14 protein-coding genes are annotated in these 15,706 nt (G+C 60.5%); 2 read left to right on the top strand and 12 right to left on the bottom strand.

The window, feature by feature from the left end:
• Positions 1 to 24: 24 nt before the first annotated feature.
• The 11 genes from FHS78_RS17545 to cpaB all read right to left on the bottom strand — a co-directional run bounded on the left by FHS78_RS17545 (position 25) and on the right by cpaB (position 10,617).
• A complete protein-coding gene (locus tag FHS78_RS17545; protein WP_167095676.1) occupies positions 25 to 2,121 on the bottom strand; it encodes a sensor histidine kinase in 2,097 nt (698 codons plus the stop codon).
• Between the two features lie 8 nt (positions 2,122 to 2,129).
• Positions 2,130 to 2,615, bottom strand: a complete 486-nt coding sequence (locus FHS78_RS17540; RefSeq protein ID WP_167095675.1) for a TadE/TadG family type IV pilus assembly protein — start codon at positions 2,613 to 2,615, stop codon at positions 2,130 to 2,132.
• A 21-nt stretch (positions 2,616 to 2,636) separates the two neighbouring features.
• Entirely contained in the window at positions 2,637 to 2,834 is a 198-nt protein-coding gene (locus FHS78_RS17535; RefSeq protein ID WP_246220576.1) for a Flp family type IVb pilin, read from the bottom strand.
• Between the two features lie 198 nt (positions 2,835 to 3,032).
• A complete protein-coding gene (locus FHS78_RS17530) occupies positions 3,033 to 3,299 on the bottom strand; it encodes a hypothetical protein (RefSeq protein WP_167095674.1) in 267 nt (88 codons plus the stop codon).
• Position 3,300: 1 nt separating this feature from the next.
• The gene (locus FHS78_RS17525; RefSeq protein WP_167095673.1) at positions 3,301 to 4,026 is read right to left on the bottom strand and encodes a tetratricopeptide repeat protein; all 726 of its coding nucleotides are present in this window, start codon (positions 4,024 to 4,026) and stop codon (positions 3,301 to 3,303) included.
• Positions 4,023 to 4,964 carry a type II secretion system F family protein gene (locus FHS78_RS17520; RefSeq protein ID WP_167095672.1) on the bottom strand — a complete coding sequence of 314 codons (942 nt, stop codon included), beginning with the start codon at positions 4,962 to 4,964 and terminating at the stop codon, positions 4,023 to 4,025. Before FHS78_RS17520 ends, FHS78_RS17525 begins: the two co-directional genes overlap by 4 nt.
• An 8-nt stretch (positions 4,965 to 4,972) precedes the next feature.
• Entirely contained in the window at positions 4,973 to 5,899 is a 927-nt protein-coding gene (locus FHS78_RS17515; protein ID WP_167095671.1) for a type II secretion system F family protein, read from the bottom strand.
• A gap of 3 nt (positions 5,900 to 5,902) precedes the next feature.
• Positions 5,903 to 7,135 (bottom strand): TadA family conjugal transfer-associated ATPase, encoded by a 1,233-nt coding sequence (locus tag FHS78_RS17510; protein WP_167095670.1) that lies wholly within the window; start codon positions 7,133 to 7,135, stop codon positions 5,903 to 5,905.
• Positions 7,136 to 7,138: 3 nt separating this feature from the next.
• Positions 7,139 to 8,332: a CpaE/TadZ family protein gene (locus FHS78_RS17505; protein WP_167095669.1), complete on the bottom strand. Its 1,194-nt coding sequence runs from the start codon at positions 8,330 to 8,332 to the stop codon at positions 7,139 to 7,141.
• Between the two features lie 4 nt (positions 8,333 to 8,336).
• A complete protein-coding gene (locus FHS78_RS17500) occupies positions 8,337 to 9,686 on the bottom strand; it encodes a type II and III secretion system protein family protein (protein ID WP_167095668.1) in 1,350 nt (449 codons plus the stop codon).
• Positions 9,687 to 9,729: 43 nt separating this feature from the next.
• The gene (cpaB, locus tag FHS78_RS17495; protein WP_167095667.1) at positions 9,730 to 10,617 is read right to left on the bottom strand and encodes a Flp pilus assembly protein CpaB; all 888 of its coding nucleotides are present in this window, start codon (positions 10,615 to 10,617) and stop codon (positions 9,730 to 9,732) included.
• Positions 10,618 to 11,407: 790 nt separating this feature from the next.
• Here cpaB and FHS78_RS17490 point away from each other — a divergent pair.
• Positions 11,408 to 12,928: a ShlB/FhaC/HecB family hemolysin secretion/activation protein gene (locus tag FHS78_RS17490; RefSeq protein ID WP_167095666.1), complete on the top strand. Its 1,521-nt coding sequence runs from the start codon at positions 11,408 to 11,410 to the stop codon at positions 12,926 to 12,928.
• 127 nt (positions 12,929 to 13,055) lie between these two features.
• Here FHS78_RS17490 and FHS78_RS17485 read toward each other — a convergent pair whose 3' ends face one another.
• On the bottom strand, positions 13,056 to 14,210 hold the full coding sequence (locus tag FHS78_RS17485; protein ID WP_167095665.1) for a hypothetical protein: 1,155 nt from the start codon (positions 14,208 to 14,210) through the stop codon (positions 13,056 to 13,058).
• Positions 14,211 to 14,473: 263 nt separating this feature from the next.
• On the opposite strand from FHS78_RS17485, the gene FHS78_RS17480 reads away from it, so the two are divergent.
• Positions 14,474 to 15,631, top strand: coding sequence for a TadG family pilus assembly protein (locus FHS78_RS17480; protein WP_167095664.1), 1,158 nt, complete (start codon positions 14,474 to 14,476; stop codon positions 15,629 to 15,631).
• Positions 15,632 to 15,706 lie beyond the last annotated feature (75 nt).

Genomic DNA, 15,706 nt, shown 5'->3' with positions numbered 1-15,706 from the left:
CATTTCCAGCTTCGCGAATTAGCCTTACGCGGGAAAGACAAGGGTTACGCGACCGCCCCCTTCATCTCGATTTCCGATATCGAGGCGGCCGCCATGCTCGCGCAGAATTGCGTCGCAAATGGCAAGGCCCAGACCGGTTCCTTCATTCGACGGCTTGGTCGTGAAGAAGGGTTCCGCGGCCCGGTCGAGAATTTTGTCGGGAAAACCCGGCCCGGTATCGAGGACGTCGAGACATATCTCACCGGTCTGGCGACGCGACAAGATCGTAATTCTCTTCTCTCCCTCTCGCGCTTCCGCGCCGACACCCGACATGGCATCCGTCGCATTCTGGAGGAGATTTGTAAGTACCTGTTCGATCTGCAGCGGATCGACGGAGACTGCCAGTCCCTCGGGAACATCGATTTCGATGCGCACGCCTTTCCGCATCAATACGTGCCCCATGATCGCGCTTACATTTTCGGCCAGCGTGGCGAGCGCGACGTCTTCTTCCGATCCCGTCCCCTTGCGGCCGAAACGGCGAAGGCGGGTGACGACTTCGTTGGCCCGCTCAACCTGCGCAAGAATGCGCTGCGCTTTTTTCAGAATGGAATCCGGCGGTACGTCCGGCGATTCGAGCATGGCTTCGAGGTTTTGCGCCGACATGGAAATCGTGTTGAGAGGCTGGCGCAGCTCATGCGCGATACTTGCCGACATCTGGCCCAGCGCGGCCATCTTTGCAGTCTGTGCCAGTTGAGACTGCTCCTCGCGCAACTGAAATGCCTGCTGGAGGAGAAGGTTGAACCGCGCGGCAAAATCCAGATCGGCACTGTCGAACCCGCCATGGCCGCGCGGGGCGCAGACCAGATAAGCCGTCTCCGACCGAAGCGGCAAAGCGATGATCGCGACGTCACGCCCCGGCAGATCGAAAGCCGAGTGCATGTCCGACGCCTCGTCGATCTTCTCGTCGAGAACATGCACACCCTTGCCGGCTAGCCAATCGTCGAACTGCCTTACCAGACGTTCCGCCCGCGCGGGAAACTCCCCGTCGCGGGGCACCAACAAGCGGATCGAATCGTCCACCGCCCTTTCCACCAGGACGGCCTTTTCGGCGCGCAGCGCATCCTTCAGCAGCGCGACAAGCTTTTCCAGCCGTTCGCGCGAGGTCGCATTGCCCAAAAGCAGCCGAAGCCCCTCCAGCATGATCTCCGCTTCCCGACGATGACGCTCCTCCCGCTTGCGGGCGCGGCTTACATCATTCATCAGGGAAGCCGCCTCGCTGAGCGACTGTCGCTCATCCGAAGCATCTTCCGCCATCAGCGTGCCGAAGAACCCGCCCTGCGCATTGCGCATTCCGCTGAACCGCACAGCCCGGCCCGCCCCGCCATCGCCTTCCGGAACGCGCACAGCGAGCTGCCGGAGGGTCTCGCCAGCCGCGAGGCGGTCTTTCACATTCCCCTCGCCGTCGCGGGGCATGAGCCTGGAAAGAGACAGCCCTTCCACCAGTGCGGCCAGATCCGTGTTCCGGTTCAGAATGCGCCGGCAATGCAGGACGCCGTTCGCAGATGCTTCCCAGAGGATATCCGCGTCCAGCGCAAGAGCATTGTTCACATAATTGAGCTGAACTTCGCCGGCGCGACGACCGGCTTCTTCGACAGCCTGGTCCCGGAGGCGCTCAAGCGTGGCCGCGACCAGTCTTGCCATATCGGCCAATAAGGCGGTGTGCGCCGGTTCGCCCGCCTCTGCGGGGTAAACGATGACCGCAAGGAGCGATGTCGCGGCCAGTGTGACAAGGGCCTGTGACTTCCCGTCCGGCCCCTGTATTTCCATATTCGGGCGACGCTCCGCGCGCATGGCCCATTCGGAAAGGCGCGGCATGTCACGCAAAGACAACCCGTCGGAGGGCGTCTGCCAATTCAGCCGCCACCCGCCGGCGGCCGCCGGTGCAATCTCCGCAAATACCAAGCCTTCCAGCGACAGACCGTCTGAGATCAGACCCGCCAACTCGGCAAGTTTCACTCGAAGCTCGCCTTCATTTCGTACGGGCGCCAGTTCGAGCGCAACGTCTGAGGATTTGAAATGGCTTGAGTCCGCCCCGTTTTCCTGAAGGCGATCATTCGTCCAGGGACGGTCGGAGGCGGTCATGGTCCGCCTCAACCCGATGGGTCGGCGACGACGAATGTCGTTTCGACGGGCGGAAGATCACCAAGCGACGGCACGAAGGGCATGGAAGAGAAACGGTCGTCGCTGTAGGCGATTGCGATTTTCATGATGGAGTCGTTCGTTCCGCTCGTATCGAAGGTGATCGTGGCCTTGCCCGGATCCACCAGTGGCGAATAAGCATTGAGCGCATCGTTTATCGCCGTTGTGGCAAGCGTCTGGCGCTCGCTTGTGTTCAGTCCCGCCATGGCGGCGCGGCCTCCTTCGGCCACCGCATAGGAAAGCGCGATGCGCGTACCGAACATGAAACCGAAAGTGATGATGCCGAAGAGAATGGCGAAAAATACGACAGAAACGAACGCAAACTCGATCGCGACGGAACCGCTCTCGTTCCGCCGGAAAGTCTCACGGGGGCGTACCCGCTTGAAGCGGATACGACCCCCGAATCTAACGGCTTTACTAAGCCAATTGCCGTTCATGAGAACTATCCAGCAATCGGCTTAACCTCCTGCGGCTGTCGAAAGATCGGAACCGACATTCGTGTAGATCGTCTGAAGATCTGTACCAATGGGATTGATCAGAACCCAAAGTCCCATGGCAATGCCCGCAGCGAGCAATCCATACTCGACCGCGGAGATACCGCTTTCGTCCTCCGCGAACCTCTCACCGAACGCTTTGATCTTGCCAATCATGGTCATAGCAAGTTCCTCCATTTTTGGCCTTGCGGCCTTCCTCACCAAGCACCTGAACTACTCAGGCACCCCTTTCCCCGATTGCTAAACTTTATTGCGCTATCCGTTGACAGTGCGTTTACTTAACCTGAGTATCTTGCCATCCTAGACACACAGTGTGTGTCAATTTAAGTGGAGATGTGTGAGACAGCGTAAATATTTCCGTTACTTTCCGCTGCCGCTCCCCGACGTCGAAGCCGGCTTTTCCAGCTTCTTGCCGATATTCTTCAGATATTCCTCGCGTATGCGTTCAGCTTCATCCGCCTGCATCGCGGTCGGCCGGGATTTGGCGGCATACTGCGCAGCCATCACATCCTCGGCAGCGGACGGTTTTTGCTGTGCGGTGGCGGCACACGTCCCCAGAAGGAGCAAAGCCCCTACCAACGCTATTGGCATATACCTCATCACGCGTCCCTCCTTTACCGACATCATGTCAGTTCACGGCCTTTCCGCGATCCTTCACCCAGCTCCGGGCAAAATCCCGAACGGCCAGACGTTCCTTGCGCGTCGCAATGCTGTCGATCAGCCGCTGGGCTTCTGCTTTTTCGCCACGCATCATCAGGACAAGGACCAGATTGTTCCGGATCGAAGTCGAAGCCGGGCTCAATTCGTATGCCTGCCTCAGATTGAATTCGGCCTGGCCTAATGCTTCAGGCCCGAGATGAAGACGCGCATAGCCCAGATTGTTCAGATATTCGGCACTGGCCGGACGTGCGCCGACAGCATTGCCGAAATGTTCCGCAGCTTCGTCCCATTTGCCCCGGGCGGCCGCGACCCGACCCAGCCCGGCGTAACCTTCCGCCGCGCGGCCCGTACCGGCAAGCTCGGTAAAGGTATCGACTGCGGCATCGTATTGCCTCGTGCCTAGCAGCGCCTCTCCCCGCAGGGAAAGATATTGCGCATCGCCCTTTTCGCTGACGGCATATTGATCGAGATAGGCCAGCGCCGCTTTGTAGCGTCCCTGATCGATCAGCCCCTGCACGGCATTCAGATAGAGTTTCCGCGTGGACGAGGCATCGATCGGTTTGGCGGCTTCCGTCATTTCCGGAGGCTCTCGATGCTCCGGCTCCATCATCGCGTCATACGCGCGGCCCATGGAAGAGCACCCGCCGAGTACGGGAACCAGGAAAAGCGCAGCGACAACCCCAACCCGTCTCATTGTGTTGCTCCACTTTCGTGCATCTGTCGCGCGACGGAACCGATGCCCTCAGTCAACTGCACTGCCGCAGGACCGGCCAAAACGATCAGCAGGACCGGCATGAAGAACAGGATCATCACCATGGTGAGATGGGTGGCCTTCTTGCCGACACTTTCGCGGGCCTGCGCCATGCGAATATCGGAAAGGTCGGCGGAGAAGCGGCGCAGGGTCGATCCCAGTTCGCCGCCGGATAGAAGCGCCTGCTTGATGATATTGGCGAAGTCCTGCCCCTCATCGACACCCAGCCGGTACCCCATGCGGTCCAGCGCCGCATCGTATGGCACACCCGATTCCACATCGGCGATCAGGCGTTTCAGAACAAATCCCGACACCGGCGCCGTTTTGGGCACGACAACCGACAGATGCCTCAATGCCTGGTCGACGCTCACGCCCGCATCGAGAACCATCAGCATGATGTCGAGTACCGGCGGCATTTCCCGGCGTACTTTTGCGGCTCGGCGTTCTGCCAGAAGTTTCACAGCGATCAGCGCGTAGCGATAAACGAGATAGCCGAAGACAATACCAATGGCTATCTGGACAGGCCCAATCCCCTGTGTAGCCTGAAGCCAGAAAAGCATCAAAATCGTGAAAAACACTGCGAAGGCAAGACGCAATGCCAGAAAGATGTAAGGTGCCGATCCCGTGAAAAAACCTGCCTGCACGACTAAGTCGCGCACTTCAGGGCTTACACTCCCGCCCGCGAGGCGGCGCCCCAATTGTTCCAGCGATGACAGAAGACGGTCGATCCCCGATCCGGCATAGCCTTCCGTCTCGAACATCTCGCCGAACCGCATCGACACCGTGCGCTGTCTCAGCAGAATAATGCCCGACAAAGCAAGCGCCAGCCCTCCCGTCAGGGCGGCGGCTATTGCGATGATCCATGTCAGCCCGTCCAGCATCGCGTTCCTCAGTAGGACGTTTTCACAACGGTGCGCATCAGGACACCACCGATGATCTGCGACGATATGCAATAAATCAGAAGCAACCGGCCGGTTGGATCGTTGAGGAACCATCCGACATAATCTTCGTTGTCGATCATCACCAATGACGCGACCGCCATCGGCAACAGTGCCAGCACCCATGCGCTGGACCGTATCTGGGCGGTATTTACGCGCACTTCCCGTTCCACCGCCGAACGGCGCCGGATATTCTCGATCAGATTGGCAATGATCTGCGTGATGGAACCGCCGAAGCGAAGATTGGTTTCGATAGCCGTCGCAAAGAGGCGTATCTCGTAAACTTCCAACTCTTCTGCAAGGTGCGACATGCTTTCCCCGACGCCGGCACCATTGGCAATGCGCCGCATCGTAGGCGTAAACACTTCAGCCAGGACCGGTGACGAAGATGCCGTCGCGCGGTTAAGCGCAACCGACAGACTGTTGCCAACGATGAGCAACTGCCGGACCCTGTCGAAATAACCGAGCATGGCACTGCTGACGGCATTCATTCGTTTACGGGCCAGGTAGTCGATGACGGCAAGGGCAGTCAGTACGGCCGTGAGAGCGATCAGCACCGTTATCGCCAGGCCAAACCAGCTCACGAGACCAAGCAGAATGGTCAGGCCGAAGAAAGCGAGTACGCCGGTATTTACGGGTTCGATTTCTATTCCGGCCTGAAAAAGACGCCGCCTCAGCCACACCGGCAACCATCGCTCTATCTTGTCGTCCTGCTCCTCTTCGCGCGATGCGGCCATAGCGGCTGCCCGCTCCGGCCTGAGGAGACCGTCCAGCTTCTTCTCTACGGCCACATCGTCGCGCTGCCGGTATACCGCAAGCGCCAGCAACGCCGCAGCCGCGACACAGATCAAAGCGAGGACGAAGCCGACAAATGCCATGCGTCAGACCACTCTTTTCCTGCCCCGGTCGGTGCCGCTTGTGAACACCTCCCTGAGCGAATAGGTCGGCCCCTCCATGCCTACGACCTCGCAAACCGATGCGATTTCGCGAACGCCGTCGGTACGGCGGGCAATATGGACAACGATATCGATAGCGCCGGAGATGAACCGGCGAACGGCCTGCAGATCCGCCGAAAAACCGTAAAGGCCCATCAGCATCTCAAGCCGTTCCAGCGCGTCGCGCGGCGCATTGGCATGGAGCGTGGCCATGGATCCGTCATGCCCGGTGCCCATGGCCTGCAGCATTTCGATGGCTTCGCTGGATCTCACCTCGCCGAGGATAATGCGGTCGGGGCGCATACGCAGCGCGTTGCGCAGGAGATCCCGGGAGCTGACTTCGGACCCGCCATCGGGCGTGGAGGGACGCGTTTCGAGCCGCACCACATGCGCCTGCTGTAGCTGAAGCTCCGCGGCATCCTCGATGGTCACCAGACGTTCCTTCAACCCGATATAGGAACTCAGGACATTGAGCAACGTCGTCTTGCCCGAACCGGTGCCGCCGCAAATGAGGATGTTCTGCTTTTCCCGGACGGCACTGGTGAGGAAGTCGAGCATTTCGCGCGTCATGCTTCCCCCGCGAACCAGATCGTCGCCGGTCAGCGGAACGCGCTTGAATTTGCGGATCGATACTACCGGCCCATCGAGCGCGACAGGAGGAATGATGACATTGACTCGCGAGCCATCCGGCAGACGGCCATCGACGTAGGGAGATCCCTCGTCCACGCGCCGGCCGATCGGGCTCACGATGCGCTGGATGACGTTCATCAAATGCGTGGTATCGCGAAAGCGCGTGTGCACCGGTTCCAGCTCGCCCTTGCGTTCCACATAGATGCGATTGGGCCCGTTCACGATGACATCGTCGACTTCCGGATCGTTCAGCAAAGGCTGCAGCGGACCGAAACCCGTGATTTCGTTCTGTACATCCTCGATAAGCTGGGCGCGTTCGCGCGTATTGAGGGCGATACCGCGCGACATCAGAACCACCGAGATGGCGCGGGCAATCTCGTCCTGAAGGACAGCGGAGGGCAGCGCATCACCTTCCACGCCCTGTTGCTCTAGATATTCGAGCGTCAGATCGAACACCCGGAACTTGATTTCCTGGTAGCGGTCGGAAACACCGATATCGTTCGATGAAGCTTCAGGCCCTCTCAGATATGGCTGCATTCCGTACTTCATACTCTACCCCAACAACTTCGAGGCCCAGGCCAGCAAGGGCTGGTTGGCGGTTCTGGCTTCTTCCTGTCCCGAAATCAGGGACAGGGATACAAGATAGTCTTCAAGTTCCTCCGCGTAGCTCGAGCGGCCGGAAATGGAAAGCGGGACGCCGCTATTCAGCGCTTCCGTCATGCTCTCCCAACTCGTGCGCAGCCGGATTGCGCGCTGTGCATTGGCCGCCTGACGGATCGCTTCGAATTGCGGCACCATCGTTCCCGAATACTCATGCACGGCGAGCATGGGCGCGACGCCGGACGGCCGGGTGGATTTCACCAGCGCAATGATCTCGGCCGCCGCTTTCACCGAAGAAAACCGCTGATTGCAGGGGACGATCATTTCCGCATCCTCGCCGGGGAGACGCAAGATGTCCTCCCGCCGCGAAAAGGGGCCGTAAGCGATCACGACGACCTGATAGAGCGACCGCAGAACTTCCAGCACCGCACCGAGATCCTGCGCATCGAGAAACCATTCTTCGGCATCGCCGTGAATGGCAAGCGGCAGCACGTAGAGCCCAGTCCTGGGACACTGCGCCAATGCAGAGTCGAGAAGCGTACGGTCGAGGCGCGACATTTCCCTTACCGCATCCTTGATGAGGAACGGCAAATCCATGTTGAGCGCGATGCCGGCGTCGCTTGCCGGAAGCGAGAGGTCGACCAGCAGGACGCCATCCTGCGGATGCCTTTCGGCAATCAGGGAGGCCAGATTGACAGCCAGATCCCGGTCCTCGTCGCCGGAGCCGCCCGACATCACAGCCACGAAGCGGGCACTGGCGTCCCGGCGCGCGCGCGCATTAGCTGCGATGTGACGTTGGACGACACTCAGCACCTCGTCGTCGGGCGCATCGCGGTCGATGAAGTCGCTTGCTCCGGCCCGCATGGCCGTAAGAATGAGCTGGGCGCCGGCCTCATTCCCGATCACCAGATAAGGGAGTTCGGGGAACCACTGGCGCACGGAAGAGAGCCGCTCAAAGGCCGTGCTTGCGCCCATGCGGAAATCACTGTCGGCGATTACGCAATCGGGCGCGAACTGAGCCGCCACATCCTGAACCGCGTCGGTGGCCGGATCGGTGCGCATGACGGTTGCAATCGACGCCAGTGCCCGCCGCAACTGTTCGCCGAGTTCGCCTTCGCCCGAAATCAACAATACACGGTACGTCACCCACTCACCTCATCAGCCCGTGCTTCACAATATGGTCGTCAAGTGTCGTCGTATTCAGCAACCGCTGTTCAAGCGATGGATCGTAAGGCGGCACGCCCTCGCCGGGCAGTTTCGGCACACGTCCGGCCTCCATGGGCGAAACCAGTCGCGGCGTGGCAACGATGATCAGTTCCTGGCGTTCGCGCGAATTCTGCGTCGTGCGGAAGAACTGGCCGATAATCGGCAGATCGCCTAGCCCGGGCACCTTGTCCTCCACATTGGTGGAGGAGCTGTACATCAGCCCGGCCAGCACGAAGCTCTGCCCGTCGCCCAGCTCGATCGTGGTCCGCGTGGAGCGCGAGCGCAGCGCCGGGATCCGGAACCCCTGAACGTCCACGCCATTGGAATAATCCAACTCGCTCACTTCCGGAGCGACTTTGAGGACGATGCGGTCATTATCGAGAACAGTGGCATTCACGCCGAGCTGCACGCCGAAGCGCTTGTACTCGATGGTAACGGTGTTGTTGCCGCCGGACCCGGACTGGGGAACGGGTATCGGAATCTCGCCGCCGGCGAGGAAATCGGCTTCTTCGCCGCTGCGCACAAGAAGGGTCGGCTCAGCGAGCATCTGCGCAAGGTTGGCGCTGTCCAGCGCACTGATGACCCCGAACAGGTCGCCACTGTTTCCAGACAGAAACAGGTTGAAGGCCTCCGACAGAGGAAGACCGGCCGTTACCGAAACGCCCCCCGGCCCTACGGAATATGAGTTGACGGTATTGGGAGCTGTGGACGCAAACTGGAAATCACTGCCCAATGCCTGGAAATTGATCCCCAGCGCTTTCAGCGTATTGACGGATACGGCGGCGAAGCGGATCTGCACAGCGACCATTCGGCGATCGGCCACTTCGATCTGATTGTCGGCGGCCTTGCCCAGATACGTCTTTGCGAGGCTCGCGGCGCGCTGACGGTCGTCGAGGCTGTAGACCTGCCCCTTCAACGCGACCCCTTCGCCGGTCTGCACAACACGCACGCCCGACAGGCCCTTGTCCTTTTTCAGAGCGCCCTGCAGGTCGCCGGTATCGGCCCCCACGCGAATGCTGTAAGCGCCGCTCTTGTCGGACCCCGAATACCAGACGGTCAGATCGGTTTTGCCCGGCGCCTTGCCGAGCACACGCAACTGTTTGGAGGAGATGACCTGAACCTGCGCCACCGTCGGGTTGCCGAGAGCGACACGATCGACGCTTTGCGCAAGATTGAGGATCTTCTGTCCGCCCAACGGCACATTCACCGGGGTCGCCGCGTCGACGTTCCCCGCGCCGGTCAAGGCGAAGGCGACAAGGATCGCCAGAACGCGCAGCGCTCCGACACCTTTCATTTCCGCTATCAGCCCATGCCGCATAATGGCCAGCACTCCCGCCTCACTTCTCTGTATAGACCGTGGTCTTCGCCGAGCCGGACAGGATTTCCACCCTGTGACCGCCCTGGCGCTTCGTAGAATCGTTCCCCGCCATATTTTCGCCTGCGGACGGCTGCATATCGCTCAAATCGACGAGCCGTGCGTCCGCGACCTTGTCGTCGCCGGGCTTGCGGATAGCCAGAGACAGCTCGCCCAGACGCTGTGCAAGAGCCAGCCGTGCCACCTGGTCCGGGCTTGCCGCCAGTGCGATGGTCCGCGCGCCAAGTTCGGCGGTCGCCCCGGGCGTACTAAGCCTTTGTCCGACGGCCAAGACCTGGATGTTCTGAAGAAGGAGAGCCGCGCGGCTCCGGTCCGCCGACTTTTCGCCCGCGAGCTGCTGCTGCGCGAAGATATTGCCGGGCAAGGTTACGTAGATATCCGCCCGATCTCCCACCTTCAGGAAACCGCCGAGAATATCGTCCTCGGTCACATTAACCGAATAGGCGCGATAACCATCCGGAACCAGTGCGGCCAGCCCCGCGGCGGCGAGATCCTTCCCGAGCGCTTTCGACATCAAAATCTGTCCGGCGGCAATATCTTCTTCCGCCACATGGCCGATAACATCGACATCCGCCGCTATCGCCCCTTCCGGCGCGGGCGCCTCGACGCGGGTCGTCCGAACGTCTTCGGCGGTCAGTGCGTAGCCGCGCTGAATATCGCGGGCCGCCGTCTGAATTTCGACCGTCTCGATCTGTTCGGATTGTTGCGCGGGTTGGGGCGTGCGAGCCGCCTGTTCCGCCTCACGGCCGGTCAAGCTGATCCAGATAAGCACCAGCGCAGCGACAAGAAGCGCCGCACCGACACCGAGCAATACAACCGGATTACGTAACACCCGCTGATCCAGCGCCATCTAACTCCCCTTCTGCAAACCTCGATTGCAGCTCCCGTAACAACATCCGGAAAACGCGATGCTCCACCCTTCGCATTCCGAACCCGCCTGGTCAGACGGCCAACAACTTCCCACCACTCAAACGGCCGACTTTTTTCCGAAACTCCGCGGACGATCCAGGCAACACAGTCCACGGTGAATCAATTTAACAACATCATTGGTTAATTCGGACTTGCATTCATCAACAAATTTTTCCCCACACAAGTATTACGGGTATTTTCGGCGATAGAAGTACAACTACACAGACCCTTCCAGCTTCATGGTTATTCTCTGTATCTCCCCGAAAACAAGGTCGTTTTGCTCTGCACAGGGAGCAGTTCCGGAAGCACTCCGATTCTCTGACTTTTTGTCGGCCCGGCATAACCCTTACGCCGACATGGAGAAGTTCTCCAGTCATTGGACAAAGCGTATCACTTCATCGACATTTTTCGACAGCACGTGGCGTATTTCTACTAAGTACGTACACACGCTCGCGTAAGGAATCGATCGTGCACATTACTCTTCTTAAACGAAGATCGGGTTCGACTAGGCTTGGTGCACTTGTCGACAGGACAAGTTGCACGCCGTCGCGAGACGGCCCGAGGGGCGGAGGGACATGATAAATCGCAGCCGGACTTTACTCATCGCGACATCGACGGTCGCACTGATTTCACATCCTGTTCTGGCTGCGGGGCCGAACGTCCAGACCGCCCCCTCTCCGGGAACCGTGCTGACTCCGCCTGAGCCTTCGCCCGACCTTCCGAAGCGCGAAGTGCCCAAGCTGCAGGAGCAACTCAACCTTCCCGACGGCTCTTCGCGAGTGCTCAATTTCCGCTTTTCCGCCGTTCGCATTGCGGGCAACCAAGTGATCGATGCGAAGGAGATTGCCGCGAAATTCGATGGCCTGCTCGACAAGCAGATTACCTCCGCCGACCTGCGGGCCTCGCTCGATGCCGTCAACAAGCTCTATTCGGATAATGGCTATGCGCTCGGCCGCGCCTATATCCCCGTTCAGGTCGTGCGGGGCGGAACGCTCATCGTGCGCGTTGTCGAAGGCTATATCGGCAATGTTTCAATCGACACCGACAATGACCGACTGCGCCGCACCATCGAGAATTTCAGTAACCGGATCACTGCGGAACGGCCCCTCACGGTCGACACGCTGCAGCGCTATCTGCTTCTCATCAGCGAAATACCGGGCCTGACAATCGGCGGTCGCCTGACGGCCATGAATGTCTATACCGGTTCAGCGACGCTGACGCTGACCACCGAATACGAACTCGTTTCGGCTTCCACCGCGCTCGACAATCGCTCCAATCTCGAGGACCTGCCTTTCGCCACCTATGTCACCGGCATGGTCAACAACGCGTTCGGCTATGGCGACCAGCTGTCGGTGACGACGCTGGTCTCGCCCGAGTTCGAGAAGCAGCAATATTACCGCGCAGCCTTCTCCTCCTTTATCGGGTCCGACGGGCTGCGCGCCTCGGTCGGTGCGTCCTATGCGCGCTCCCTTTCGCCCGACATACCCGAGCCCAACGAACTCATCAGCAAAAGCAACCAGTTCGATTTCCAGTTGAGTTACCCGCTGATCCGCGCGGTCAATCATACGCTCAAACTGGAGGGCGGCGGTTATTACACGACCTCGAAAAACATCCTGAACGGCGTGGCATTCAGTGAGGATGCTATTCGTGCCGTCTATGCCGGCGCTCAGTACACGGGACGCATGGGAGAGACCGTCACGGTCGGAGGCTCGTTCCGCATGACGCAAGGCCTGTCGATATTCGGCGCAGGCCCCGACAACACCCTGCATTCGCGCCTGGGCGCCGTGCCGAACTTCACCAAGGTCTACGGCAATGCGACGCTTGTCTATGCTGCGACCGAGAAACTTCTCCTTACGCTGAAGGCGGCCGGACAATACAGCCCGGACTCGCTCTACAGTTCTGAGGAAATAAGTTTTGGCGGTGCCCGGTTCGGCCGCGGCTACGACACATCCGAGGTCAGCGGCGATAGCGGTTACGGCCTCTCCGCGCAGGCCGGATACCGCTTCGATGTCGACGTGCTGGGCGGATGGGCACTAACGCCCTACACCTTCATCGATCATTCCCGTGTCTTCAATCAGAAGATCGACCTGCAAGGCGATGCGAAGCTGCTTTCCACTGGCGTGGGGCTGAACGCATCCAACCGGAAATGGCTGTCTCTCGGCGTTGAAATGGACAAGCCCATCAACCGGAATGTCACCTCCAAGGGCAACAAGGATCCGCGCCTCTTCGTGTCGGCCGAAGTCAGGTTCTGATCGGGACGCGAACCGCCGCATTCATCGCTATCGACACATGAAAAAAGAGGCCCCGCCATACGGGGCCTCTTTATCTTTACCGGTTTTCGTTGCCGCCCGGTTCCGGACGAGGCTTTATGGACCGGGCTTAGCCGCCAATGCCCAATACGCCGTTCAGCAGCCCGCCCACCGGTTCGCCAACCACCGGAAGCGAGGATACCGCGTCAGTGACCGGAGAGAGCGCTCCCGTAACCGGTGCCAGCGCGCCGGTTGCAGGGGCCGCGCCGGAACCGCCGGTTACCGGCGAAAGCACATCGTTGAGCGCGGATACCGGATCGCCCGATACAGGCAAGCCTGCACTACCCTGCCCCGTAATACCGCCAAGTACGTCGCCGACCACAGGCACATTGCCCAACGCATCGGAAACCGGCGCCAAAACGGTACCCAGGCCATCGCCGACGGGGCTGGAGGTATTCCCGGCCACGGCGCCCAGAACGCCCGAAACGGTGTTCCCGACGGCACCGAGCGGGGCCTGGCCGTCAGGCACCGCATTGCCCAGAACGCCGGCATCGCCACCGCTCAGAAGGCCGCCGACGGCGCCGCCCGAAGGCAGAACGCCCGCCGTCAGATCGGTCCCCAGAAGATCGGCAACCAGACCGGACTGCCCCGTGATACCCAGCGATGCCTGCCCGGCAAGGGCCGTCGTAAGCTGTCCGAGCGGCAGGTTATCCGTCGCCGGAGCCAGCAGCCCCTTGGCTGGATTGTCGCCGAGAACGCTGCTGAGCAGACCGTCATTGCCGCCTGCGATATTCGACGCGATCAGCCCCTGGCCGCCCAGAAGGTCGCCCCCGACATCGCTCCCGAGAAGATCGGCGATGACACCGCCTTCGCCGGTAAGCCCGAGGCCGCCCGGCAGGATCACGCCATCGCCCGTCCCGGCCAGCGCGCCCGCCACTTCAGGCACGATACCGCCCGTCGTCGCGTCGGGGGCCGTTCCCAGAAGGTCCGCGAGCTGGGGAAGTGTGTCCTCGATCACGCCGCCAATGGGGTCCGATCCCGTCAGGCCGTCAAGGACGCCGCCATCGCCCGTCACGCCGAGGCCGTCCACAGGAACGCTGCCGTCGGAAAGAGACCCGCCGGAAGCCGGCGTTACCGCCGCTCCGCTCCGGTTGGTTGCATAGCCGCTTCGCGCACCGCCGCCGCCGACCTCCGAGGACATTGAAATGCTGTCCGTACCGCAGCCTGCCAGCCCCGCGCAAAGCAGCGTCAGAGCCATTGTTCTGGTAAATTTCGGTGTCGACATCACGCCCTCCCTAAGCCCGTCGGCGAAATTCTTCTGCCTGCTGTTTCCTGACTTCCTTGTAGGACGGGAAAGCGCAATTGCGTGTTGCGATCTGTGGCTTTGTGTGAGCGGAGTGACTATCCGCCCATGCTCCGGCCACAGAGGATCACCTTTAAAGACAAAACACACGGCCCGTGGCCGGGCGGAATGGCCTAATCTTGCGCCCGGGCCATTCATCTTATGTCAATCATGGTTTATGACACTGGCTTCAGGAGGAGTTCAGCATGAAGCGGTCGCTCATTTCGCTATGGCACCGGTTTGCCGACGACGATAGTGGGGCCATCTCCATTCTCGCGGTCGGTGCGATCGTGGCTGCCATCGGTGTTTCGGTGATCGTGGTCGATGCGGGCTCCCTGCTTTATGCAAAACGCCAGCTTCAGGCCGCCGCGGACGCCGCCGCCATGTCCGCGGTGCGCGACATCGGCAAAGCCGGCGGAGACCCGACGGCGCGCGCCGAGGAAGCGCTTGCCGCCAATGGCTTCGACGATCCCCAAAGCCTTCAAGTCCTGTCGGGCGGCTACGACGCCGACGAAAGCATCGCCCCGGCCAGCCGCTTCGACACGGCCGCCGGCACGAGCAATGCCGTGAAGGTCATGACAAGCATCAACTCGCCGACCTACTTCGCCCAGTTCTTCGGCGTTCCCGGTACATCGGAAGTCTATGCGGAGTCGACCGCCGCCATGGTGGACCAGGCATCGATATCGGCGGGAACGGGGCTTGCGTCTCTCAATGACGGCATTGCGAACAATCTCCTGACCGCGCTGCTCGGGACGGCCGTCAACCTCTCGGCCGCCAACTACCAGGGTCTGGTCGACACGAAAATCGATGCCCTCGCCTTTCTCGATGCGCTGGCAACCCGGGTCGGTGTCAGCGGCACATATGGCGACCTGCTGAGCGCCAATGCTTCTGTCGGCGACATAGTGAATGCCGCTCTCGATGTTCTGGCGTCGGGAGATACCAGCCACTCTTCCGGCGATCCGGTGGCCGCGCAACAGGCGCTCAACGCGCTGCCGGAGAGCGCGCTGAACGCACTGGATCTTTCGGTCAATGCCGTTATCGACGCCTCGGAATTGCAGGACCGTCAGATCGGCAACATCGTCAGGACAGGGACAAACGACCTCAAGGTGAATGCCTACGACCTGCTCATCGCTGCCGTGATGGGCCAGGCGAATGGAGAAACGATCGATCTGGGAACGACTTTAAGCTTGCCTGTAACGGGTACCAGCATCAGCACCCGCATCGCCATCGGCCAACCCGAAGCGCAGTCCAAAATCGGTCCTGTAGGAACACAGGTCAAAACAGCCCAGATCATCCTCGCTCTTGAAATTACCGCAGTCGACACCCAGCCGACCGGCTTGGGCACTAGAGCGGTTTCATCATAAAAGGAATCGTCAGGGGATTCCCACGGGGGACGACACATGATTCTGTATCCCGAGGCAGATCGGGAGGCAGATATG

Source organism: Parvibaculum indicum, assembly GCF_011762095.1.
Classification (GTDB): Bacteria; Pseudomonadota; Alphaproteobacteria; order Parvibaculales; family Parvibaculaceae; genus Parvibaculum; species Parvibaculum indicum.
Note: the sequence above shows the minus strand (reverse complement) of the source record. Positions and strands in the feature narration are given on the sequence as shown.